At 62.6% G+C, this 23,620-nt stretch carries 24 protein-coding genes; 12 read left to right on the top strand and 12 right to left on the bottom strand.

All coding sequences use genetic code 11. The annotated features are described in order from the left end of the window. Nucleotides 1-8: 8 nt before the first annotated feature. Nucleotides 9-977, top strand: a complete 969-nt coding sequence (thiL, locus tag GM655_RS00960; protein ID WP_155432783.1) for a thiamine-phosphate kinase — start codon at nt 9-11, stop codon at nt 975-977. Here the strand turns inward: thiL and GM655_RS00955 are convergent. Then, a complete protein-coding gene (locus tag GM655_RS00955; protein WP_155432782.1) occupies nt 967-3,156 on the bottom strand; it encodes a putative bifunctional diguanylate cyclase/phosphodiesterase in 2,190 nt (729 codons plus the stop codon). The two genes, thiL and GM655_RS00955, sit on opposite strands and share 11 nt — an antisense overlap. A 218-nt stretch (nt 3,157-3,374) precedes the next feature. Between GM655_RS00955 and GM655_RS00950 the strand changes: the two genes are divergently transcribed. The 7 genes from GM655_RS00950 to GM655_RS00920 all read left to right on the top strand — a co-directional run bounded on the left by GM655_RS00950 (nt 3,375) and on the right by GM655_RS00920 (nt 8,670). Continuing rightward, nucleotides 3,375-3,869, top strand: a complete 495-nt coding sequence (locus GM655_RS00950) for a CinA family protein (protein ID WP_155432781.1) — start codon at nt 3,375-3,377, stop codon at nt 3,867-3,869. Between the two features lie 120 nt (nt 3,870-3,989). Further along, a complete protein-coding gene (locus tag GM655_RS00945; RefSeq protein WP_155432780.1) occupies nt 3,990-4,718 on the top strand; it encodes a P-loop NTPase family protein in 729 nt (242 codons plus the stop codon). A 6-nt stretch (nt 4,719-4,724) separates the two neighbouring features. After that, complete coding sequence (locus GM655_RS00940) at nt 4,725-5,336, top strand: hypothetical protein (RefSeq protein ID WP_155432779.1); 612 nt, start codon at nt 4,725-4,727, stop codon at nt 5,334-5,336. 275 nt (nt 5,337-5,611) lie between these two features. Next, nucleotides 5,612-6,772, top strand: a complete 1,161-nt coding sequence (locus GM655_RS00935) for a porin family protein (protein ID WP_155432778.1) — start codon at nt 5,612-5,614, stop codon at nt 6,770-6,772. Between the two features lie 21 nt (nt 6,773-6,793). Further along, nucleotides 6,794-7,201: a hypothetical protein gene (locus GM655_RS00930; RefSeq protein ID WP_155432777.1), complete on the top strand. Its 408-nt coding sequence runs from the start codon at nt 6,794-6,796 to the stop codon at nt 7,199-7,201. Between the two features lie 69 nt (nt 7,202-7,270). Beyond that, entirely contained in the window at nt 7,271-7,597 is a 327-nt protein-coding gene (locus GM655_RS00925) for an ArsR/SmtB family transcription factor (protein ID WP_155432776.1), read from the top strand. Next, nucleotides 7,594-8,670: a cation diffusion facilitator family transporter gene (locus GM655_RS00920; protein ID WP_155432775.1), complete on the top strand. Its 1,077-nt coding sequence runs from the start codon at nt 7,594-7,596 to the stop codon at nt 8,668-8,670. The genes GM655_RS00925 and GM655_RS00920 overlap by 4 nt, the downstream gene beginning before the upstream one ends. On the opposite strand, the gene cysK is transcribed toward GM655_RS00920, so the two are convergent. The 3 genes from cysK to GM655_RS00905 form a co-directional block, all read right to left on the bottom strand. After that, nucleotides 8,667-9,599 (bottom strand): cysteine synthase A, encoded by a 933-nt coding sequence (gene cysK, locus GM655_RS00915; protein ID WP_155432774.1) that lies wholly within the window; start codon nt 9,597-9,599, stop codon nt 8,667-8,669. The genes GM655_RS00920 and cysK overlap by 4 nt on opposite strands. Nucleotides 9,600-9,667: 68 nt before the next feature. Further along, a complete protein-coding gene (locus tag GM655_RS00910; RefSeq protein ID WP_155432773.1) occupies nt 9,668-10,162 on the bottom strand; it encodes an FKBP-type peptidyl-prolyl cis-trans isomerase in 495 nt (164 codons plus the stop codon). Between the two features lie 89 nt (nt 10,163-10,251). After that, complete coding sequence (locus GM655_RS00905) at nt 10,252-11,100, bottom strand: tRNA threonylcarbamoyladenosine dehydratase (protein WP_155432772.1); 849 nt, start codon at nt 11,098-11,100, stop codon at nt 10,252-10,254. Between the two features lie 73 nt (nt 11,101-11,173). Between GM655_RS00905 and pdxH the strand changes: the two genes are divergently transcribed. Together pdxH and GM655_RS00895 are read left to right on the top strand one after the other, a co-directional pair. Next, the gene (pdxH, locus tag GM655_RS00900; RefSeq protein ID WP_155432771.1) at nt 11,174-12,409 is read left to right on the top strand and encodes a pyridoxamine 5'-phosphate oxidase; all 1,236 of its coding nucleotides are present in this window, start codon (nt 11,174-11,176) and stop codon (nt 12,407-12,409) included. A gap of 67 nt (nt 12,410-12,476) precedes the next feature. Then, nucleotides 12,477-13,748, top strand: coding sequence for a class I SAM-dependent methyltransferase (locus GM655_RS00895; protein WP_155432770.1), 1,272 nt, complete (start codon nt 12,477-12,479; stop codon nt 13,746-13,748). A gap of 9 nt (nt 13,749-13,757) precedes the next feature. Here GM655_RS00895 and msrA read toward each other — a convergent pair whose 3' ends face one another. From msrA to GM655_RS00880, 3 genes are all read right to left on the bottom strand, one after another. Beyond that, a complete protein-coding gene (gene msrA / locus GM655_RS00890) occupies nt 13,758-14,279 on the bottom strand; it encodes a peptide-methionine (S)-S-oxide reductase MsrA (RefSeq protein ID WP_155432769.1) in 522 nt (173 codons plus the stop codon). Nucleotides 14,280-14,391: 112 nt separating this feature from the next. Then, nucleotides 14,392-14,817 (bottom strand): carboxymuconolactone decarboxylase family protein, encoded by a 426-nt coding sequence (locus tag GM655_RS00885; RefSeq protein ID WP_155432768.1) that lies wholly within the window; start codon nt 14,815-14,817, stop codon nt 14,392-14,394. Continuing rightward, a complete protein-coding gene (locus tag GM655_RS00880; protein WP_155432767.1) occupies nt 14,753-15,181 on the bottom strand; it encodes a MerR family transcriptional regulator in 429 nt (142 codons plus the stop codon). The genes GM655_RS00885 and GM655_RS00880 overlap by 65 nt, the downstream gene beginning before the upstream one ends. Nucleotides 15,182-15,334: 153 nt before the next feature. On the opposite strand from GM655_RS00880, the gene GM655_RS00875 reads away from it, so the two are divergent. Together GM655_RS00875 and GM655_RS00870 are read left to right on the top strand one after the other, a co-directional pair. Further along, nucleotides 15,335-15,838, top strand: coding sequence for a flavin reductase family protein (locus tag GM655_RS00875; protein WP_155432766.1), 504 nt, complete (start codon nt 15,335-15,337; stop codon nt 15,836-15,838). Between the two features lie 89 nt (nt 15,839-15,927). Further along, the gene (locus GM655_RS00870; protein ID WP_155432765.1) at nt 15,928-17,112 is read left to right on the top strand and encodes an acyl-CoA dehydrogenase; all 1,185 of its coding nucleotides are present in this window, start codon (nt 15,928-15,930) and stop codon (nt 17,110-17,112) included. A gap of 111 nt (nt 17,113-17,223) precedes the next feature. Here the strand turns inward: GM655_RS00870 and GM655_RS00865 are convergent, their stop codons facing one another. The 5 genes from GM655_RS00865 to GM655_RS00845 form a co-directional block, all read right to left on the bottom strand. After that, nucleotides 17,224-17,904: an OmpW/AlkL family protein gene (locus tag GM655_RS00865; protein ID WP_155432764.1), complete on the bottom strand. Its 681-nt coding sequence runs from the start codon at nt 17,902-17,904 to the stop codon at nt 17,224-17,226. A 72-nt stretch (nt 17,905-17,976) separates the two neighbouring features. Next, on the bottom strand, nt 17,977-19,353 hold the full coding sequence (locus tag GM655_RS00860; RefSeq protein ID WP_155432763.1) for an SGNH/GDSL hydrolase family protein: 1,377 nt from the start codon (nt 19,351-19,353) through the stop codon (nt 17,977-17,979). Nucleotides 19,354-19,537: 184 nt separating this feature from the next. Next, nucleotides 19,538-21,130, bottom strand: a complete 1,593-nt coding sequence (locus GM655_RS00855) for a lipase family protein (protein ID WP_155432762.1) — start codon at nt 21,128-21,130, stop codon at nt 19,538-19,540. Nucleotides 21,131-21,270: 140 nt separating this feature from the next. Beyond that, on the bottom strand, nt 21,271-22,368 hold the full coding sequence (locus GM655_RS00850) for an L-threonylcarbamoyladenylate synthase (RefSeq protein WP_371866670.1): 1,098 nt from the start codon (nt 22,366-22,368) through the stop codon (nt 21,271-21,273). After that, complete coding sequence (locus GM655_RS00845; RefSeq protein WP_155432761.1) at nt 22,365-23,579, bottom strand: 5-(carboxyamino)imidazole ribonucleotide synthase; 1,215 nt, start codon at nt 23,577-23,579, stop codon at nt 22,365-22,367. The genes GM655_RS00850 and GM655_RS00845 overlap by 4 nt, the downstream gene beginning before the upstream one ends. Nucleotides 23,580-23,620: the final 41 nt, after the last annotated feature.

Below are 23,620 nucleotides of genomic sequence, written 5' to 3'. Positions count from 1 at the left end.
AATATGCCATGCTCTCCGAATTCGACCTCATCCAGCAATACTTCCAGCGTCCCCGCCACCCCCAGCGTGCCACCCTAGGCATAGGCGATGATTGCGCCCTGCTCACCCCCAGCCCTGCCATGCAGACGGCGATCTCGTCCGACATGCTGGTGGAAGGCCGCCACTTCTTTGCTGGCGAAGATCCTTACCGGCTGGGCCACAAGAGTCTGGCCGTGAATCTGTCCGATCTGGCGGCGATGGGCGCGCGCCCCGTGGGCTTCACGCTCGCGCTTGCGCTGCCGGCCGCAGAGCGTGACTGGCTGGACGGTTTTTCGCGCGGCCTGTTCGCGCTGGCCGATGCCTTCAACATCGAACTGATAGGCGGCGACACCACCAAAGGTCCGCTCAACATCTGCATCACCGTGTTCGGCGAAGTGGCGCCGGGGCAGGCACTGCGCCGCAGCGCAGCACAGGCCGGCGACGATATCTGGATCTCCGGCACGCTGGGCGATGCCCGTCTGGCGCTGGCCGGCTATCGCCATGAAGTGGCACTGGACCCGGCCAGCCTGCAGGCGGCGGCTGTGCGCATGCATCTGCCCGTGCCCCGGGTGGAACTGGGCATGCTGCTGGCTCAGCAAGGCATCGCCCATGCCGCCATCGATATTTCCGATGGGCTGGTGGGCGATCTGGGCCACATTCTCAAACAGTCGGGCGTGGGTGCCACGCTGAATGTCGATGCGCTGCCGGCCGGTGCCATCCTCGCTACGCGCGAGCCAGCCTTGCGCCGCGCCTACACGGCCGCCGGTGGCGATGATTACGAGCTGTGCTTTACGGCGCCCGTCAGTGCGCGCAGCGCGATACTGGCGGCCGCGGCCAGCGTGGCTACCCCAGTCACACACGTGGGCAGCATCGATGCGGCCAGCGGCCTGCGCCTGACCGATGCCAGCGGCGCGGCGCTAGCGCTGCAGTTGCAAGGCTTCGATCACTTCACGTCGTAAGCGGCTGCTGCGAACCATCCGGTTCGGCGGCCCGCTCGTGCGCCGCGATGGCTGCCGCCAGCCCGCGCCCCGAGCTGACCAGCGTGGCCATATCGGCCGCCGCTAAAGGCTGGCTGAACAGGAAGCCCTGAATCTCGTCGCAATCGCTGTGACGCAGATAAGCAAGCTGGTCGTCCGTTTCCACCCCTTCCGCTATCACGCGCAGCTTGAGGCTGTGCGCCATATTGATGATGGCGCGCGCAATGGCCGCATCGTTGGGATTGGTAGTGATGTCGCGCACGAAAGCGATGTCGATTTTCAGCTTGTCGATCGGGAAGCGCTGCAGATAGGCCAGCGAGGAATAACCGGTACCAAAATCGTCGATCGCCACTTTCAGGCCCATGGCCTTGAGCTGGGCCAGCACGCCTATGGTGCGCTCGGAATTCGACATCAGCGCCGTTTCCGTCAGTTCCAGTTCCAGCAGTTCAGGCGGCACGCCATGGCGCTGCAGCGCCGTCTGCACGATCTGCGCCAGATCGCACTCGACAAACTGGCGGCTGGCCACATTCACGGCCACCCGCACCGCACCCACGCCATTGCGCAACCACAGGCCGATCTGGCGGCAGGCGGCATCGATGATCCATGCGCCCACGCGCACGATCAGCCCCGTGTCTTCCAGCACGGAGACAAACTCGGCCGGATAGACCAGTCCATAGTCGGGGCGCTGCCAGCGCAGCAGCGCTTCCGCGCCCGCCAGTTCGCCCGTATCGAGCCGCACCTTGGGCTGGTAGTAGAGCAACAACTGCTCCTGTTCCAGCGCGCGCCGCAGCGCCAGTTCCAGATCGAGCCGCGCCGCCACTTGTGCATTCATGCCGGCCGTGTAGAAGCGGAAGCCGTCGCGGCCAGACTGGCGCGCGCGCTCCATGGCGATGTCGGCAAACTGCACCAGCGCCTGCGCTTCGGTGGCATCGTCGGGATACATGGCGATGCCGATGCTGGCACTCAGTTCGGCGCGGTGGCCTTCGAGTTCGAACGGACGGCGCAGCGCCGCGCGTACATCGTGCACCGTCTGCACCGGGTCGAGCTGCTCGCGCGGCGCGCTCAGGATCAGCGCGAATTCATCGCCGCCCATGCGCCCCACCGTATCGCGCAAGCGCACGCACTGCATCAGGCGGTTGGCAAACTGGCGCAGCAGTTCATCGCCGTGCAGCGAACCCAGCGTGTCATTGACGCTCTTGAAGCGGTCCAGCGCAATGAACATCACGACGATGCACTGGTCCTGTTCGGGCGCCAGCGCCACGGCGTTTTCAAGTGTGCGGAAAAATAGCGTGCGGTTGGGCAGGCCCGTCAGGCTGTCGTAGTGGGCCATGCGATCGAGTTGCTCGGCCGCGAGCCGCCGTTCGCTGACATCGCGCGCCACCCCCAGCAGCACGTCGGGCTGCTCAGGCCGCTGCATCAGTTGCCAGCCCAGCTCCACCGGCACGGCCACCAGATCGCTGCGCATCAGTTCCAGTTCCTGCCGCATGGATGGCGCGCCGTCTATGGCCAACTGCCCCGTCAATGCGCGCAACGCGACGGGCGAGCCCAGCCCCAGCCGGCTCGCAGACTGGCCCAGCAGTTCATCGCGCCGGTAAGCCAGCATGCGGCAAGCCCCTTCGTTCACATCGACCAGTTCGGCGCTGGCCGCATCGAGCAGGAAGATGGCGTCGGCGGTGGCATCCATGGCACTGCGGAAGCGCTGCAATTCCGCCGTGCGCTCGCGCACCGTCTGCTCGAGCCCGGCGTTATAGCGCTTCACTTCGCGGTGCAGCAGCCGCACTTCCAGCAGGTTGCGGATGCGGGTCAGTACTTCCAGCGGATCGAAAGGCTTGCTGAGAAAATCGCGCGCGCCCATTTCCAGCGCACGGATCTTGTGGTCGGGCTGGGCTGTTACCACCAGCACGGGCAGCCAGGCATCAGCTTCCAGCGGCTTTAAGGCCGCCATCACATCGAAGCCGCTCATGTCCGGCATCTGCAGGTCGAGGATGATCAGATCGTAGCGCTGGGCCGCATGCCAGCCCGCCACCACACGCGGATCCGTGGTGGCACTGACGGCCTGATAACCGCTAGACTGCAGCAGATATTGCAGCAATTCCACGTTCACCGGCTGATCGTCGACGATCAGGATGCGGGCGTGATAGATGTCGTTCTGGCTGATCATGGCACCTCCTTTGGGGCGTACCGGTCCACCGCTGCGTCGTTACGAAGTTAATTGGCAATATTATCATCTTGCTCAATTTGTGGCGCACGCCAGTCGCGGATCTTGAAAATAAATGTTGCGATTCAGGCAAAGCAGAACGGCGTCGCTGGCATGGCGCGCGAAGGCCATGTTACAGTGACCCTAAACACCCCGGATCGCCGATCACGAAGGAGACAGCCATGCACTCGAATCAATGCGAACTTATCCTCGACCTCGCCACCCAGGTGGGGCAGGCCCTGCAGGCGCGCGGCCTGCTGCTGGCAACGGCAGAATCCTGTACCGGCGGCGGTGTGGCGCAAGCCATCACGGAAATCGCCGGCTCCACCGCCTGGTTCGACTGCGGTTTCATCACGTACTCGAACGCGTCGAAGACGGAAATGCTGGACGTTTCGGCAGCCCTGATCGCCCAGCTGGGCAGCGTGTCGGAAGAAGTGGCGGCCGCCATGGCCACGGGCGCACTGGGCAATAGCAATGCCCATGTGGCCCTGTCCACCACCGGCATTGCCGGCCCCACCGGCGCGGTGCCGGGCAAACCGGTCGGCACCATCTGCTTCGGCTGGGCGCGCGGCGACCAGATCCATACGGAGCGGCTGGTCTTCACGGGTGACCGCCAGTCCGTGCGCACCCAGACCGTGATCCACGCGCTACAGGGTTTGCTGCGCTTCATTGCCTAAACAACAAAGGCAGAGCATAGGACGCGCTCTGGCGGTTGCCAGCGCGCGCCAAAACCACTACTCTCGTTGCATTCGGGCGCGTCGGTGCGCGGGTTTCCAAATGAATCAGGAGTAATTTCGATGCAAAACACGGTACATTTCATCCTTCAGGGCAAAGGCGGTATCGGCAAGACGCTGGTCTCCACCATCCTCGCGCAATGGGTTGCCAGCAAAGATGAAACGCCTTTACGCTGCTATGACACGGACCAGGAAAACGCCACCTTCTCGCGCTACAAAGCGATGAACGTCAAGCATGTGCCGGTGATGACGGACAGCCGCACCATCGATCCGAAACGCTTCGATGCGCTGATGATCGACATCCTCGAAGAAGAAGGCAACTGCGTGATCGACAACGGCGCCAACACCTTCTCGCCGCTGATGGGCTACCTGATCGAAAACGACTGCTTCTCGCTGCTGGAAGAATCGGGCCGCAAAGTCTATATCCACACCATCGTGGGCGGCGGCGACACCCTGCACGATACCGCCATGGGTTTTGTCTCCACCGCCAAGTCGACCAAGGTGCCGCTGGTGCTGTGGGAGAACGAACACTTCGGCCTGTTGCAGTCGGCGGCCGGCAAGCAGTTCACCGAATCGCAGACCTATGCCGACAATTCCTCGCGCGTCAAAGGCCGGGTGGTACTGTCGGCGCGCAATGCCGATACCTTCGGTGCCGACATCAAGAAAATGAATACGGCGCGCCTGACGGCAGCCGAAGTCAAAGAGAGCGACAAGTTCAACCTGATGGAAAAGCAGCGCATCAAAGTGGTGTTCCGCGACCTGTTCGAACAACTCGACAAAGTGGAGTGGTAAGCCACCATGGATCAGCACAAGCTGCGTACTCTGGTGTTCGAAAAGACCGGCGTCAAGATCGATATCGATGATCCTGTGTTCGCCGTAGTCGCCCTCAACGAAGCCGTACTGGAAGAGGCCGTGCAGCGCCATGTGGCGCTGATGGATAGCACGTCGCGCGAACTGGTGCGGCATGCGCGTGCAGCAGGTGGTCTGGCTGCCGAGTCGCCCGCAGCGCGGCGCCAGGGCACGGTGCTCGATGCCACCAACGAAGCACCGGAAGCGGAAACGGCGGCCCATGGCGCCGCTGCCCCCACCGGCCAGCCGGCTAGTGGCAGCGGTGCAGCAGGCGGCACTACCAGTGTCACCACCGAGCCTGCCAGCGCCAGCCTGGATGGGCGCGAAAAGCGCCTGCTGATGGCCGCCACGGGACTGGCCCTGCTCAGCGCTGTGCTGGCACTGGCCGGACAGGCACTGTTCTTCAAACCGGCGGCCCTGCCCGCCCCCATCGTGCAGCAGGCCAAAGACCTGACACCCGCCCAGATTCTGGCGCTGGACCGTGCCGAGAAACTGGAAAAAGCCATCCTCAAGCTCGATCCGAAAACCCGCGCCCAGCTGCAGGCCGAACTGCCGAAGTAGTCCGGCCTGAGCGCCAGCGCCGCTAGCACGCACTCGCCGCGTGCTAGCAGCGACATCAAATTCCCTTCTCCGTCCGCGTCACCACGCTAGTCCGCCAGCGCCAGCCGCTTGCTCTGGGCAGTCATTCTTGTGTTGCACCAGGACAACAATCTACCCCACTGAATTGCAGCAAGTAAGTCTGCCGTAGGAAAACTCACCTAAGTTGTAGACAGAACGGCTCAGCGTGCACGATCTGCGCGTGGTGCCGGCTCTTCAACCGATACAGGGAGATTAATATGATAAAAAAAGCATCCTACCACCCGCGTCGCATCACCACCTTGCTGGCTGTGCTCACGACCGGCATGGGATTAATCAGCGCACCACAGGCACGCGCCGACGAGAACGAATCGAATCTGAAAATCAGTGGCTTCATGTCGCTGGTCGCTGGCCGCACCAGCAGCACCACCCTGCCGGCCGACTATGCGGGCCCGACCAGCATCGATGGCCATGCCTGCCCATGCTACACCGCTGACTGGGGCAACGCCGGCGTGTACACGGACAGCCTGTCGCTGCGGCCAGAATCGCGCGCCGGCATCCAGCTCAAATATGTACTCACACCGCAGTTCAATCTGGTCGGTCAGGTAGTGGTGCGGGGCAGCGACACCAGCCCCAATCTGCAATGGGCCTATGCCAGCTATATGCCGTCCAAGAACTGGGAATTCCAGCTGGGCCGCAAGCGCATCCCACTGTACTTCTATTCCGATTTCCAGGACATCGGCATGTCCTATCCCTGGGTAGGCGTGCCACCCGAGCTGTATGGCTGGGAAGCCACCAACTACAACGGTGCCAGCGTACGCTACCGCACGATGGTAGGCGACACCAATCTGGCTATCGGTCTGTTCGGCGGCAAGGAAACCGTCAAAGATGCGCTGTACGACCGCCTGTTCTACAACAGCAAAACCCGGGTGGAATGGAATAATCTGGTAGGCGCCGACCTGGAAGCCAGTCAGGGCGGCGTGACGGCCCGCGCCGTCTACATGCAGACCGACGTGCGCAGCACCAATGCGCTGGTCGGCCTGAACGACAAGGCCAAGCTGCGCGCCTATGGTCTGGCCACCAACGTCGATCTGGACAACTGGTTCGTGCTGACGGAAGTCACCCAGCTCACGCGCGACTTCGATAGCGGCTACAAGATCACGGCCCCGGCCTACACCGTCGGCGCCGGCTACCACTACGGCGACTGGACGCCCTTCCTCAACTACGCCAGCTACAAGGAAAAGACCAGCAACAGCCAGATGTATGCACCGCAGAGCTACCAGCGTTGGTCGCTCACGCTGCGCTATGACCTCGGCATCCGCAGCGCGCTCAAAGCACAGGTCGACCGCAACAAGGACGTCACACGCAACTTTGGCGGCAACGTCACCGTCATGCGCCTTTCTTACGACCAGTTGTTCTGACCCCACGCCTAGGAGCTCATCATGAAAAAGCTGTACACCCTGCTGGCCCTGTGTGGTGCCATCTCGCTGGCCGTGCCGGCCAGTGCCGAAATCGTCGTTATCACCAGCACGGCCAATCAGGCCTCGCGCATGTTTTCCGAACAGGCAGCCCAGTTCTTCCTGGGCCAGTCCAACCAGTTCACGCCTATCGAACAGGGCAAGGAATCGCCTATCCGCAAGGAGTTCTACCAGAAGCTGTCCAACAAATCCGTCTCGCAAGTGGAGGCCATGTGGGCCAAGATCGAATTCGCCGGCAAGGGCACGGCGCCCAAGGCCTACGCTTCCGATGCGGCTGTGAAAAAAGCCGTGGTGGCCGACCCTAGCGCCATCGGCTATATCAACAAAGCCTCGGTGGATGACACGGTCAAAGTTCTGCTAACCCTGCCGTAAAACGATGCAGCCCTCGCGGCTGCATCTTTTTTCTGCTAACATGTGAACATCTATTCATTTGTTAGTTTTATGAACTGCCAACACGACCATGCCAGCTGCGATCCCGCCATCGCCCAACTGGCCGACCTTTTCCATTTACTCGGTGATCCGACCCGCCTGCGCATCGTGCTGGCCTGCCTGGACGCGCCCATCGCCGTCAGCGGTATCGCCAGTTCGCTAGAGCTGAGCAGTTCGCTGGTCAGCCACCATTTGCGCCTGCTGCGCGCTGCCCGCATCGTCAAATCCGAGCGCCAGGGCAAGCAGGTGTTCTATTCTGCCGCCGATGCCCACATCAGCGGCGTCCTCAACGATATGCTGGAACATATCGCCGAACCAGCGAACGGGAGCGAGGCATGAGCCACCACCACGAGCACGAGCACGAGCATGATCACGCCCATGAGCACGCCCATGAGCACGGGCAGCAGCACGGCAACGCGCCGGCAGCTCAGGGCGGCAAAACGCCCCACACGCACGGCGGCAGCGGCTGCAGCCACGGCCATAGCCACGGACACGGTCATGATCATGGCCACCACCATCATCACGGCGATCCCAACACCATGGGCCGGGCGTTTGCCATCGCCATCGTGCTCAACTCGGTATTTGTCGCCATCGAATTCGGCTACGGTTTTCTGGCCAACTCCACGGCGCTGATGGCCGATGCCGGCCACAATCTGTCCGATGTGCTGGGCCTGATGCTGGCATGGGGTGCCGCCATATTGGCCAAACGCCTGCCTAACGGCCGCTATACCTACGGCCTGCGCAGCAGTTCCATGCTGGCCGCCCTGTTCAACGCCATGCTGTTGATGGCCGCTTGCGGCGGCATTGCCTGGGAAGCCGTGCAGCAGCTAATCCACCCCGATCCGGTGGGCGGCCTGACTGTTTCAGTCGTGGCCGGTGTGGGCATATTGATCAATGGTTTCTCGGCCTGGCTGTTCATGGCCGGCAGCAAGGACGATGTGAATATCCGCGGCGCCTATCTGCACATGGCGGCCGATGCCGCCATTTCGCTGGGCGTGCTGGTGGCTGGCGTGATCGTCATGTACACAGGCTGGAACTGGCTGGACCCGCTGGTCAGTATGCTGATCGTGGGCTTCATCGTGTACAGCACCTGGGCGCTGCTGAAACAGTCGCTGCGCATGGTCATGGCTGCCGTACCGGACCATATCGAAGGGGAAGAGATCGCCGCCTTCCTTGGCGCCCAGCCGGGCGTGAGCGCCGTGCAGGATCTGCACATCTGGGCCATGAGCACGACGGAAACGGCGCTGACGGTACAACTGGTGACGCCGCAAGGTCACCCCGGCGACGCGGCCCTCGATGCCATCAGCCGCCAGTTGCGTGAAGAGTATTCCATCCACCACGCCACGCTGCAGGTGCGGCTGGGCGATAGCAGCGCCAGCTGCAGCCTGCAGACGGGCAAGCACGCCGTCTAGTCGGCCAGACCGGCGTACAGCGGCGTGCTCAGATAGCGCTCACCGAACGACGGAATCACGGTGACGATGATCTTGTCCGCATTCTCGGGACGGCGCGCCACCTGCACGGCCGCCCACAGCGCGGCACCGGCCGATATCCCCACCAGCAAGCCTTCCTGACGGGCGGCCTGCTGGGCCGTCTCGAAGGCATCTTCGTTACGTACCGTCACCACTTCGTCATACACTTCCGTGTTCAGCACGGCCGGCACAAAGCCTGCGCCTATGCCCTGTATCGGATGCGGGCCCTTGGTGCCCTGCGACAGCATGGGCGACGCAGCCGGTTCCACCGCCACGCAGCGGAAGCCGGGCTTGCGCTGTTTCAGCACTTCGCCCACGCCGGTAATGGTGCCGCCCGTGCCCACGCCCGCTACCAGAATGTCGACGCGGCCATCGGTATCGGCCCAGATTTCTTCCGCCGTGGTACGGCGGTGCACGTCGGGATTGGCGGGATTGTTGAACTGCTGCGGGATCAGGTAGCGGCTATCGCCAGCGGCCAGTTGTTCGGCCTTGGCGATGGCACCGAGCATGCCTTCGCTGCCGGGCGTGAGCACCAGTTCGGCGCCATAGGCACGCAGCAGCATGCGGCGTTCGCGGCTCATGGTTTCCGGCATCACCAGCGTGCAGCGGTAGCCGCGCGCGGCGCACACCATGGCCAGCGCGATCCCCGTGTTGCCGCTGGTGGGCTCGAGGATGATGGTATCGGGACGGATCAGTCCTGCCGCTTCGGCCGCTTCTATCATGGCCAGACCGATGCGGTCTTTAACGCTGTGGGCAGGATTGAAGAATTCCAGCTTGGCCAGTATCTGGGCGGTGCTACCGACGTTGAGGCGGTTCAGGCGTACCAGCGGGGTACGGCCTATGAGTTCGGTAACGTTATTGGCAATTTTCATGGACAGCTCCGGTGTGAGGGGATGTCAGCCAGTCTACACCGACTATCCCCGCTCCGGTAGCGTCCAGATTATTTGACGTCGACCAGTTCGACGTCGAAGATCAGCGCCGAATTCGGCGGAATATTGCCACCCGGTGCAGCACGCGAGCCATAGGCCAGATCCGATGGAATGATCAGCGTACGCTTGCCGCCTACGCGCATGCCCTGGATGCCCTGATCCCAGCCCTTGATCACGCGGCCCGCGCCGAGTGTGAAATCAAGCGGTTCGCGGCCCACGGAAGAATCGAACAGTTTGCCGTGCATATTCTTGGCCAGCGGACGGTACAGCCAGCCCGAGTAGTGCATATACACGGTGCTGCCGGTGGTCGCTTCGCGACCCGTGCCGATTTTGGTATCGGTTACGATCAGCTGTTCGGCTGCCGGGCCCGGGGTGGCCGAACCGACCACCATCGCTGGCGGTGCCGGCACTTCGGCCGGCGTGACAGGCGTACTAGGTGCTTGCGCCTGGGCGACGCTGGTGGCCAGTGCGCACAGCACGGCCGCAAAAATGGAACTACGCTGCATGGTTTCGTCTCTCTCTCAAATCAAGTGTTAGCAGGTCTCCCCCTGCCAGCGCGCACATGATAGCAAAACTGCCAGCCCGGGCACACTTTTCAGGCAGACAGTGCGCTGCTTGCGGTCTCGGCTTCGCTGCACTGTACCTGCTGCGCCAGGTGGCGCAAGGCGTGGCTGGCCGCTACCATGCCGAAGGTGGCCGTGACCACCATGGCCGAGCCAAAGCCGGCGCAGTTCAAGCCCGTCACGCCGCCGCTGGTGCCGTCGTCGATGGCGCATTCGGCCTGCTCGGGCATACTGATGCGTTCCATGGAAAACACTGCATCGACATGGAATTTATGCTTCTCGCCGCGCGGGTAGCCATATTTGTTGCGCAAGGTCTTGCGCACCATTTTCAGCAACGGCTCCTGCTCCGTGCGCGCCAGATCGCGGATGGCGATCTCGGTCGGGTCAGTCTTGCCGCCGGCGCTGCCGATGATCACCATGGGGATCTGCTGCTGGCGGCACCAGGCTATCATGGCAGCCTTGTCCTTGACGCTGTCGGTGGCATCGATGACGTAATCGTAACGGCCCTGCCCCAGCATCTCGGGCACATTTTCCACCGTGACGAATTCTTCGATCTGGTGCACCACGCAGTAGGGATTGATCTCGGCGATGCGCTCGGCCAGCGCCGTGACCTTGGCTTTGCCCACCGTGCTGCTGAGCGCCTGGATCTGGCGATTGATGTTAGATTCGGCAACATTATCCAGATCAATTAGCGTCAGCTGGCCGATGGCGCTGCGCGCCAGCGCTTCCACCGCCCACGAGCCCACGCCGCCCGTGCCGACCACGCAGACATGGGCGCTACGGAAGCGGGCCAGTGCCGCCGCGCCATAGAGACGGGCGATGCCGCCGAAGCGGCGTTCGAAATCTATTTCCTCGAAAGAGGTAGGGTTATCAGCATTCATCCCGCCATTTTAACGGACGCCGCCTTAAAAAATATTCTAGAATGATTTTCTCACCTAGTCCGAGCCGCCAGCCATGAGCCACCACCTGTTCGATACCGCCCCCGATTTCAACCAGCCTATCGCCGTGCTCAAGCACTGCCACGACCGCATCCGCAAGCAGCTGGAAACCCTGCAGAAGCTACAGGACCACCTGCCCAAGCATGGTGCCGATGCCGATGCGCGCAAGGCTGCGCAAGCCGTGCAGAAGTATTTCAACCACGCTGCCGCCCTGCACCACGAAGATGAAGAAGAGAACCTGATGCCCATGCTGCAGGCCACGGCGCGCGACGCCGACGCCGTGCAGCTGGAGCAGATCATCCCCGGCATACTGGCCGACCACCAGCAGATGGAACTGGAATGGCAGCAGATGAATGGCCAGCTCGAGCAGATCGCCCAGGGCCTGTCGTCCAGCCTCGATGGGGCTGCCGTGCAGCGCTTCATCGACCGCTACACCAGCCACATGGCAGTGGAAGAAACCAATATCGCGCCCATGGCCAAGCGGCTGTTCAGCCACGAGCAGATGGAGCAGCTGGGCAGCGCCATGCAGGCGCGGCGCGGCATCAAGCCGGCGCTGCCGCAAAGCCAGGTGCCGGAACAGCATCAGGTACCGGTCAGTAACACGGTAGCGAATGGCGTGGTGCTGGCCGATATCCGCCTCGATTATGGCCGCGCCAGCCTGACGGAAGACGATGTGCTGGCCGATCCGATTGCCCAGTTCGGCAAATGGTTCGAGGAAGCCATGCACGCCAAGGTCAATGAACCGAATGCCATGAGTCTGGCCACGGTGGATACGGAAGGCCGGCCCAGCTCGCGCATCGTGCTGATCAAGCAGTACGACCAGCGCGGCTTTACCTGGTACACCAACTACGACAGCCAGAAGGGCCAGCAACTGCGCGACACCCCGCACGCTGCGCTGCTATTCTTCTGGAGCGAACTGGAACGGCAAGTCCGTATCGAAGGCACGGTGACGAAAACGTCGCGCGAAGAAAGCGACAAGTATTTCTACAGCCGTCCCGTGAAAAGCCAGATCGGTGCCATCGCGTCCAAACAGAGCGAGCCGATCGCCAATCGCGCACAGCTGGAAGCGAATTACGATGCCGTCGCAGCAGCCAGCGGCGAACAGCCCGTGCGGCCGGAACACTGGGGCGGCTACCGCCTCGACCCGGTCCGCATCGAGTTCTGGCAGGGCCGCCGTTCGCGCTTCCACGACCGTATCGTGTACTGCAAGCAGGCTGATGGCAGCTGGACCCGGGAACGTCTGCAGCCCTGAGCGCAGCGCCCCGCCCCGGCCAAGACCATCGATTGCGGTGGTCTTTTTTTTTGCACGGAGGTACTGCATGGGGAAGCGTCACACGCCATATCTGGGCCTGCATTTCAGTCTGGGTGCCCGCCTCGCGGCCCGCCTGGGCGCATGGAGCAACGCGATCCGCCAGCAACTGGCACTACCGCTGCGCATCGAACTCTGGGATGGCCAGCGCATCGATTTTTCGGCTCAGCCGCCGCGCGTGACCATCCGCGTGCCCAGCATGGCAGCAGCCAGCTATCTGCTGCGCCCTTCGCTGGCCAGCCTGGGCAGCGCCTACGTCGAGGGCCGCATCGAAGTACAAGGCGCGGCGCGCGACATGATAGACATCGTCACGGCGCTCGCGCGCAATACCCTCAAGGCCGAAGGCCGCTATGCGCGCGTGGTGCGCAACTGGCGCCACAGCAAACGCGGCGATGCGGACGCAATCCACTACCACTACGATGTGTCGAACGAGTTCTATGCCGCATTCCTCGATCCGCAGCTGGTGTATTCCTGCGCCTATTTCGAACAGGGCCATGAGGATCTGGCCACGGCCCAGCAGCAGAAGATAGACCACATCCTGCGCAAGATCGCCCTGCAGCCGCATCAGCGTCTGCTCGATATCGGTTGCGGCTGGGGCGCGCTGGTGATCCGTGCGGCCCAGCGTTTTCAGGCGCGCTGCGTGGGCGTGACGCTGTCGGAACAGCAGTATGCACTGGCGCGCCAGCGCGTGCGCGCGGCCGGGCTCGAGCATCTGGTGGAGATCCGGCTGCAGGACTACCGCGACGTGCAGGGCCAGTTCGATCGCATCACCAACGTGGGCATGTTCGAACACGTGGGCGTGCGCCATCTGCCGGAGTATTTTGCCACGGTGGCGCGGCTGCTGGCCGAGGACGGCATCGTCATGAACCACGGCATCACCAGCAGCGATCCGGCCAATGGCCAGTCGCCGTATGGCGGTGGCGATTTCATCGAACAGTATGTCTTCCCTCAGGGCGAACTGGCCCATATCGGCCATGTGCTGAAATGCATGCAGCAAGGCCAGCTAGAAGTGTTCGATGTGGAAAATCTGCGCCGCCATTACGCGCGTACCTGCGCCCACTGGAGCGATAACTTCGAAGCGGCGGCCGGCCGGCTCAAAGCGCTGGCAGGGGAAAAACGCTTCCGTATCTGGCAAGTGTATCTGGCCGGTTCCAGCTATGCTTTCGAGCAGGACTGGATCAGCCTGTACCAGATCGTGGCACGCAAGGCCGGCCAGCCGGCCAGCACGCTGCCGTGGTCGCGCCGCTATATGTACACGGCGGCCGCGTCCGGTCTGGCCTGAGGCCTGCCCTTACTTGAGGCGTGCCGCGTACAGGCTGCGCAGCTTGGCCACTTTGGGCGCCACCACGAAAGCGCAGTAGCTCTGCAGCGGGTGCTGCTCGAAATAGTGTTGGTGGTAGTCCTCGGCGCGGAAATACGGCTGCGGTGCCGCCAGTTCCGTGACGATGGGCGCATCCCACACGCCGGCCATCTGGGCGATCACTTCACGCGCCGTGGCTTCCTGTTCAGGCGTCTGGTAATAGATCACCGAGCGGTACTGGGTACCCACGTCATTGCCTTGCCGGTTCAGCGTGGTGGGGTCATGCAGGGTGAAGAAGATTTCCAGCAGATCGCGGAAGCTGATCACGGCCGGGTCGAAACGCAGGCGTACCACTTCCGCATGGCCCGTCTCGCCCGTGCAGACCTGCTCGTAGCTGGGGTTGGGTAACGGCCCGCCCGTGTAGCCCGATTCCACTTCAGCCACCCCGCGCAGACGTTCGAATACGGCTTCCAGACACCAGAAGCAACCGCCGCCGAGAACGGCGGTTTCCATTTCACTATGCTGTTGATTTTCCACGACTTTTCTCCTTATACACGCCGGTGCGCAGAACCTTCCGGCGTCTATCAGGGAAATATAGCAGAAATCACCGCACAGCCTACTGCCGCTAGGCCGGCATCCCGCTCGCTGCTGACGCGGGCTGATGGTGGGCGAACACTTCTTTGGCCGCGAACAGGCCGTTCAAGGCCGCGGGGAAGCCGGCATAGACCGACATCTGCATGAGAATCTCGACGATCTCGGCGCGCTGCAAGCCCACATTCAGACCGGCTTCGATATGCACTTTCAGTTGCGGCGTCGCATTGCCCATGGCCGTCAGGGCAGCGATGGTGGCAATTTCGCGCGCACGCAGATCGAGGCCGGGGCGCGAGTAAATATCGCCAAACGGGAATTCGAACAGGTAGTCGGCAAAGTCGGGCGCGATACCGGCCAGTGCATCGATCACCTTCTGGCCGGCAGCGCCATCGATTTCAGCCAGCTTTTGCTGGCCTCTTAGGCGGCGGTCGTTGCTGGCGGAGAGGCAGGGCTTGGTCATAGAGTGGCATCCTTTGCTTAGAGTTGGTGTAGCCGAGAATTTTCTGGTCCAGCATCTGCAAACAGTCCTGCAACTGGGCCAGTCTGGCCTGTACCTGAAGGCGGTGCTCGCTCAGCAACTGCAGCCGCTGGGCTTCCGTGGCCGGCCCCGCTTCACGCAGGGCGGCATACTGCAAAATCGTCTGCAGCGGCATACCCGACGCTTTGAGCCGGCCGATAAACCCCAGCCACAGCAGCACGCTATCGTCGTAGCGGCGCTGGCCGCCCGCATCGCGGCTGGCATAGGACAGCAGGCCTATCTTTTCGTAATAGCGCAACGTATGGGCCGTGAGACCGCTGCGCTGCGCCAGTTCGCCTATCTTCATTCCGCCTCCATACAGGATGAACACCATACTGCGCCTTAGAGTGCACTCTAAGTCAAGCGTGCGCAAGCAGCCGTTTTCCAGCGGCCAGAAAATCGCCACTTCCAGTGGACTGCCTTAATTTTTGGCATAATGTGGGAAAAATACAGGCTTTCCATGAATACAGTTTCCCCACGTTCCCCCGCGCCCAGCTTCGATACGCGCCATTTCCGTCAGGCGCTGGGCCAGTTTGCCACCGGCGTGACCGTGATTACCACGCGTCTGGCTGATGGCACTTTCCGCGGGCTCACGGCCAGTTCCTTCAATTCCGTTTCGCTGGAACCGCCGCTGGTGCTGTGGAGTCTGGCCAATACTGCCAACAGCATGCCCATCTTCACGGGCAATTCGCACTACGTCATTAATGTGCTGGCGGCCGATCAGGCCCATCTGGCCACCCGTTTTGCTACCCGCGGCATCAACCCGTGGGACGGAGTGGAATATGAACTGTCGCGCACGGGACACCCGATATTGAAAGGCGCGTCCGCCTGGTTCGAGTGCCATAACCGCAGCCGCTATCCGGAAGGCGACCACGTGATTTTCGTAGGCGAAGTGGAACTCTGCGAGTTCTCGCCCAGCCCGCCGCTGATCTTCCATGGCGGCCAGTTCGGCAATCTGGGGTAAAAACGGAAATTGGTGTCGCCATTTGGAAAGCCGGCACGTCATGGGCGGCATAGAATGCTTGTAGCATTCACCATAATGAGAGACCACACATGAGCCAAGCCCGTGCCCAGTTCCACTGGGATGATCCCCTGCTGCTGGACCAGCAACTGACCGAAGAAGAACGCATGGTGCGCGATGCTGCCGCTGCCTACTGTCAGGACAAGCTGGCGCCACGCATCCTCGAAGCATTCCGCCACGAACAGATGGACACTTCCATCTTCCGCGAAATGGGCGAACTGGGCCTGCTCGGCCCCACCATTCCGGAACAGTACGGCGGCCCCGGCCTCAACTACGTGGCCTATGGCCTGATCGCGCGTGAAGTCGAGCGCGTCGATTCCGGCTACCGCTCGATGATGAGCGTGCAATCCTCGCTGGTGATGGTGCCTATCTACGAGTTCGGCACGGAAGCCCAAAAACAGAAATACCTGCCCAAGCTGGCCACGGGCGAATGGATAGGCTGCTTCGGCCTGACCGAACCCAACCACGGTTCCGATCCCGGCTCCATGGTCACGCGCGCACGCAAAGTGCCGGGCGGCTATGCGCTGACGGGCGCAAAAATGTGGATCACCAACTCGCCGGTGGCCGACGTGTTCGTGGTCTGGGCCAAGGACGATGAAGGCGCGATCCGCGGCTTCGTGCTGGAAAAAGGCATGGACGGCCTGAGCGCGCCTGCCATTCACGGCAAGTTCGGCCTGCGCGCTTCCATCACGGGTGAAATCGTGATGGACAATGTGTTCGTGCCGGAAGAAAACGCTTTCCCTGATGTGCGCGGCCTGAAAGGTCCGTTCACCTGCCTCAACTCGGCCCGCTATGGCATCGCCTGGGGCGCACTGGGTGCGGCCGAAAGCTGCTGGCATACGGCACGCCAGTACGTGCTGGACCGCCACCAGTTCGGCCGTCCGCTGGCAGCCAACCAGCTGATCCAGAAGAAGCTGGCCGATATGCAGACGGAAATCACGCTGGGCCTGCAAGGCTGCTTGCAATTGGGCCGCATGAAAGATGCGGGCACGGCGGCGGTGGAAATCACCTCGATGATGAAGCGTAACTCGTGCGGTAAATCGCTGGATATCGCCCGCGTAGCGCGCGATATGCTGGGCGGTAACGGCATTTCCGACGAGTTCGGCATCATCCGTCACATGGTGAATCTGGAAGTGGTGAATACCTACGAAGGGACGCATGACATCCACGCCCTGATACTGGGCCGCGCCCAGACCGGCATCCAGGCCTTCCAGTAATACTGGCTACAATGAAAAAGCGGAGCTGATTTCAGCTCCGCTTTTTTTATGCCTGCTTGAGATCTGTCAAACGTCCATGCCGGATGTCCGAATGACAGACCTGACCCCGATTTAGAAGCCTTTGAAGTTATAGCCTACGCTGACACTGACGGCCAGCGGATCGAGCCGGACATCCTGGGTCTGGCCGGTCGAGAAGCTGACCTTGGTTTTGAGCTTGGTCTTGATCACGGTGGCGTCGATGAACCATTTGTCATTGATGCGTACCGTGCCGCCGATCTGATAGCTCAGCGCCAGTTTGTCGTCGAGCTTGTAGGTGGTGCCAGCACCGCCCGTGTTGAGCAGCGCCGTCATCTGGGCCGAGCCGGTTTCCTTCTGGAACACGGCATAGGTCAGGCCCAGACCCACGTAAGGACGGAACACGGCATTTGCTGGCAGGAAGCGGTATTGCACAAAAGCGGTAGGCGGCAGCACTTGTGCCGTGCCCAGCTTGCCCGTGCCTTCGATCGCGCCCGCGCCCAGCAGGTCGTGCTTGTACGGCAGACCCAGATCGACCTCGGCCGATACGTTATCCGTCAGCATGTAGGCGATGGCAAAGCGCGGTTTGCTGTCCGTGCCCACATCGGCCTTGGTGCCCGGCAGCGCCGGGGCCGACACATCGCCCGAATCGACTTTCGGGGTGATCTTGTTGATGCCCAGCGTACCCAGCCAGGTACCGGCAGTCTGTTGTGCCGAGGCAGCCGTCGCCAGCGACATCGCGGCGGCCAGCGCCAGCAGTTTCAAGGTGTTCTTCATATCGTCTCCAGAATTTTTTGTGATGTAAGTCGGGCCGCTACCTGTCCCGGGCAGCGGCCGGCGACGACTGAATTACAGCCAGCCCTTAACAACCATTTTCTCGGCCACGTAGCGGGCCAGCAGCAGGTTGTTGAACGGGGTCGGGTGCACGTCATCGGCGAACGAGTAGTGGCTCACATCGCCCGTTTTCAGGTTGCCGCCGTTGCAGGTCAGTGCCGTACCCAGCGGGTTCTTGGCTGCGCTCAGATCGCAGGCGGTTTCGTTCACCACCGTCAGGCCGTAAGGGCCGGGATTGGTAGCCTGGTCATGGCTGACAGCAAACACGTCAACGATCAGCACTTTAGATTCCGAGGCCAGACCGGCGTTCAGCGCACCATTAAAGGCCGCCACCATGGCGTTGATGAGGGCACGGGTGGATGCATCTTTGGACAGGCCGGCTGGCGTAGTGGCCACGTCAGGCAGATTGTTCACGGTAACGTAGTTGGCACCGTTGGCGATCAACTGGTTCTTCACCAGTGCCACCAGCTCGTTGCCGGCCTGCGCCATTGCAGCGACCAGGTCCTGGCCATGCGCAGCCGCGTAGTCAGCACCGGCTTTGGCTCCGGCAGCGGTGGCGTCGGCCGTGGCCTTGGTCACCATCGGGCCATACACGGCTGGCGATGCAACGGCCGAATTGCCGGGCTGCACAGCAGCAGCGCCGATGGCCACTTGGGTGATACTGGTCTGGGTGCTGCCGCTGCGGGCAGCTTCCGTCTGGGCGGCCAGACCAATGGCGGCAGCGGCCGTCTGCGGGCTGGTGGCGCCGGCAGCGAGCTGGCCTACCAGGCTGGTCACATAAGCCGTGCCACCCGCGGCCGTACCAGCGGCCGTCGCGGCGGCGCTCAGTGCCGACAGATTGAACAGTACGTCATTACCACCGGCCATGACGAACACCATTTCGTCACCCTTGAACTTGCCGCCCGAGATTTTCAGGTGGTTGGCAATCTGCGTCGCCACGGGTATCGTCAGCGCACCGAGTGCGCTGCCAGCCAGCTTGTTGCCGGGACCAACCGGGTTGGTCACACGCGAACCGCCGGTGGCGTAACCCAGGCAGCCAGCGTGGGCCACTTGCGGTACGGAGAAACCTTTGCTGGCATCGCCATCGAGACCCGTCACGGCCGGGCATGGTGCTGGCAGGCCCAATTGGGCAGCCATCAGCTCGGTCCAGTTTTTACCGGTCAGCGCAGGATTGACGGCAGTGTTGTCGCCATTGATGGTGAACTTACCGCCTTTCAATGCCGCGACGGTGCCTACTGCGTAGGAGCCAACGTCGGACAGGCTGTCACCAAACGAAACTTGTGCGCTGTACTGCTTCTTCAGAACTTGCGCGCCGGGCGTAGGGTCGGTGCCGCCGCAACCTGCCAGTATGGCCAGGGCTGCTGCCGCCAATGCTAATTTGGTATGACGCATGTTGTCTCCTAGAAAAATTCTTTTATGGTGTGATACGAACGGTTGTGCTATTCGCAACTTGAATAATATGCCAGCCTTATCAGCCATTGTATAGAGATGCACTGTAAAAACGCGCCGTTTGTGCCCAAAAAAGAACGCTTGCTCGCCGCTTTTTTTGCAGCGAGCATATGCTGCTAAGCACCATTCACCGTGCTGGTGCAGCGTCGAAGAATTTGCGTGCTTCGCGCAGACAGAACGGTGCTACCAGACCCGCGTGATAGCTGTCCTGCACTGCCTGATTGGCTTGCGCATTGCTACCACCTTTTTCCGTTACCGACAGCTTCAGCAACTGCTTGGCCAGCGCGAATTCCGTACGCACGGCGCGGTTATCGGCCAGCAGCGAAGAATCATCGAGGTCGAGCACGCTGAGCAGGCCCGCGCCGATATTATTCGCACGGAAATACGCGGCTGCCGCATCCGTGTTAGCGAATGGCACTACCGGATCCTGATTGCCGCCGCACAGGAACAGCGCTACGGTCGGCGTGTAGGTGCGCAGATCATTCCACAGCAGCCACTTGCGCAAAGCATGCGTGGGTGCACAGTTCAGCGGTGCATTATTGCTGGCGTTACACGGCTGAGCTTTGAGATCGCTCAAGTAGCTGTCGCGGAATGTCGTGCGCAGCAGATGATCGGCGCCAAAGAAACGGCCGTAGCCATTTGCCTGCGGCAGCGAACTCGCATCGAACAGCACGTCGTTGGGCAGCTTGCCGGCCGTGACCAGCGCGCCCAGACTCAGGCTGCCCGGCAGCAGCGTATCGATGCCGCCGGCATATTTGGCTTCGTAGATCTCCGTCAGGCTGCTATACAGCCCCGCCCCGGCACGCTGGCCTGCCGTCAGCAACATGGGCATGAAACCGCTAGAACCCACGCTGGGCGCGCCGTTGAAGATGGTGTCACCGAACTGCAGCAGCGCATACGGGCCCGACAACGGCGCCGCTGCCGTGACCTTGAATTCGCCCGCGTAATCGCGCTGCATGGCGCGCTGGGTGGCCATGGCCACGAAGCCGCCCTGCGAGTAACCGCTCACCATTAGGCGGCTCGATGGCGTCGCGCCTATGCTGGCAAACACGTTGCGTGCAGCGCGCAGCGCATCGATCATGTCGGCGGACTGCTGATTAGCGTCGAGGTAGGGATGGTAGTCCAGCGTGGAGCCGGCGTAACCGGCATAGTTGGGCGCCACCACGATATAGCCCTGGGCCGCAAACATGGCGGCCACGGTACGGGTTTCGGTCGCCGTCAGGTCGGCCATGTCGCTGCTCTTGAGAACGGACGTGCCGTGCGCATACAGCAGCACGGGACGGCCGCCCTGGCAGGCCGCATCGGTACCGGATGGCACCATGATGGCCGTGCTGGCCTGCGTATCGGCGGCCTTGCCATCGAGCGTGTGGTAGCGCAGCGTGTAGGTGGTGACGGCGCAGGTGGGCGTGCCCGTGACGGCAGCACCATAGCTGACGCTGGATTCGACCAGCGCCTTCATCTGGGCCGGCTGCACCGTGTTGACGGTAAAACCGCCCACGGCCGCCGGTACCAAGGTAGCGCCGCCTATGGGCTGGCCGCGCATCTGGGTCGCAGGCGGCGGCACCACCACGGGGCCGCCTGCCTGGTTGGCCGTGCCGCCGCCGCAGCCGCTCAGCGCGGCCGCCAGTGTGGCGCACAGTGTCAGCGCACCGCTGCGGCGCAGGCCAGACCGGCGGCCCGCCGTCGTCAAGGAGAAGGAAATACTGCGTTGGGTATCCATAGGCTAGTCCTCGCAAGATGCAGGGCCTAGCCCTGCCAATATGTCGGATGGCCGGGCAGACTCTGTGACCGGCGGCAACTCGATCTTAGCAGGAAAGCAAGCCCAGCGGACCATCGAGCCGCTGGTCCCAGGAGAGGAAATTAAGCCAGCAAACGCGCGATCACGCCGGCCGAGCCATGCACGGCGCGGCGCAGGCGGTCGTTCACGCCCAGCCACTGATCGTCCTGCGGCGGGGTTTCCACCAGTATCAGGTCGCATGCAGTCTGGTCCATGTCGCGCAGCGCAGCATATAGGCCATAGGCATAGGCTGCCGCCGTGGCCGGCATGTGGCGCTGGGCATGGCCGCAGGCGGGCAGCGTGTGGCTGATCACGGCCACCTGCACGCCACGCGCTTGCAACTGTGCCAGCGTGCTGGTCAGCGCGGCGCTATCCAGCATGGTGACGGGCGTGCGTGGCGCATAGTGCGATTCCAGCGTGCCCGATGCGCGCGGCGCGGCCTGATCGGGCGCGGCCGGCAGCATGCCGATCACGTCGGCTATCTGCTGGGCCGTGATATGGCCGGGACGCAGCAGCACGGGGCCGTGCGTGGCCAGGCGCGACAGATCGACGATGGTCGATTCGATGCCAACCGCACTCGAGCCGCCTTCCAACACCACGCTGAGCAGCGCGCCGTCACAGCTTTCGCCATCAGTGGTACCGCCCATCGGGCCTTCATCATGGGCATCCAGCCCGAACTCGTCGCGCACATGCTGGGCCGTGGTGGGGCTGACGCTGCCGAACTTGTTGGCCGACGGTGCGGCCACGCCACCCTTACCGCCCTTGAAGGCGCTCAACAGCGCAATCGCGACGGGATGGGACGGGCAGCGTATGCCCACCGTATCCTGACCGCCGGACACGGCATCGGGAATATGGGCGGCACGCTTCATGATCAGCGTCAGTGGGCCGGGCCAGAAAGCCTGTACCAACTGGCGTGCTGCGTCGGGAATGTCGCTGCACCAGTAATCGAGCTCGGCGCCGGGCGCCACGTGCACGATCACAGGATGGTCGTTAGGCCGGCCTTTGGCCTGATAGATGCGCGCAACGGCGGCCGGGTTTTCCGCATCGGCACCGAGGCCGTACACGGTCTCGGTAGGGAAAGCCACCAGCCCACCCTGCTCCAGCACGGCGGCTGCGGTGGCGATGGCTGCGGCGTCGGCGGCAGCAGATTGCGCTGCCGCCTGTGTCAGACCAGACTTCACGCCGCAATACCCAGAATCGCGCAGGCGGCCAGCAACTGCTGCTGCGCCTGAGCCAAAGTAGGCGCGATGAAAGTCAGATGGCCCATCTTGCGGGCACGACGCGGATCGTCCTTGCCGTACAGGTGCAGACAGGCGCCGGGCAGCGCCAGCACCTGATCCCAGGCCGGCTCGCGCGCGCTCTGGCTATCGCCTTCAAACCACACATCGCCGAGGATGTTGAGCATCACGGCCGGCGAGTGCTGGCGCACATCGCCAAGCGGCAGACCAGCCATGGCGCGCACCTGCTGGGCGAACTGGCTGGTGACGCAGGCGTCGATCGTATAGTGGCCGCTGTTGTGCGGACGCGGCGCCATTTCATTGACCACCAGCGTGCCATCCGTCAGCACGAAGAATTCGATGCACAGCACGCCCACGTAACCGAGTTCGGCCACGATGGCCTGCGCTGCACGCTGGGCTTTCAGCGCGCTTTCGGCCGACACATTGGGACCGGGTACGGTGGTGGTGAACAGGATGCCGTCGCGATGGACGTTTTCAGCGATCGGATACACCACCGATTCGCCGTCGGCGCCACGTGCCGTCAGCACCGACACTTCATAGGCCAGCGGCAGCATTTTCTCGAGCAGACAGGTGACGCCGTTCATGCTGGCGAAGGCCGCACGCACGTCTTCGCGCGAACGCACCCGCACCTGCCCTTTGCCGTCGTACCCCATGCGCACGGTTTTCAGGATGCCGGGCAGCAAATCGTCGCTGATGGCATCGATATCGGCCTCGCTGGCGATGGTCTTGTGCGGCGCCGGCAGCACACCAGACTTTTCGGCGCATTCAACGAAAAAGCGTTTTTCGGCAATGCGGTCCTGCGCCACCGATACGCCATGCGCATTCGGTGCCACAAACACTTGCTGCGCCAGCCGCGACAGGCTGTCGGCCGGCACATTTTCAAACTCGGTGGTGACGGCAGCGCACTGCGCTGCTAGCGCATCCAGCCCGGCCACATCGCTGTAGCCGGCCTCGATCAGTCGTTGCGCTACCTGCCCCGCCGGACAGGCTGCCGCCGGTTCCAGCACGGCCACCTGATAGCCCATGCTCTGGGCAGCCTGAGCGAACATGCGACCCAGCTGGCCGCCGCCCATCACGCCCAGCCATGCAGGCGGGTTAGCGGCAGGCAGCACCGGAGTGCGGGATTGTTGCGGGGAAGACGTCGAATTACTCATACCGTTTATATCGTTATTGCGTTGACCAGCGCTTGCTGGCG

Source organism: Pseudoduganella danionis, from assembly GCF_009720775.1.
GTDB classification, from domain to species: domain Bacteria; phylum Pseudomonadota; class Gammaproteobacteria; order Burkholderiales; family Burkholderiaceae_D; genus Rugamonas; species Rugamonas danionis.
Note: the sequence above shows the minus strand (reverse complement) of the source record. Positions and strands in the feature narration are given on the sequence as shown.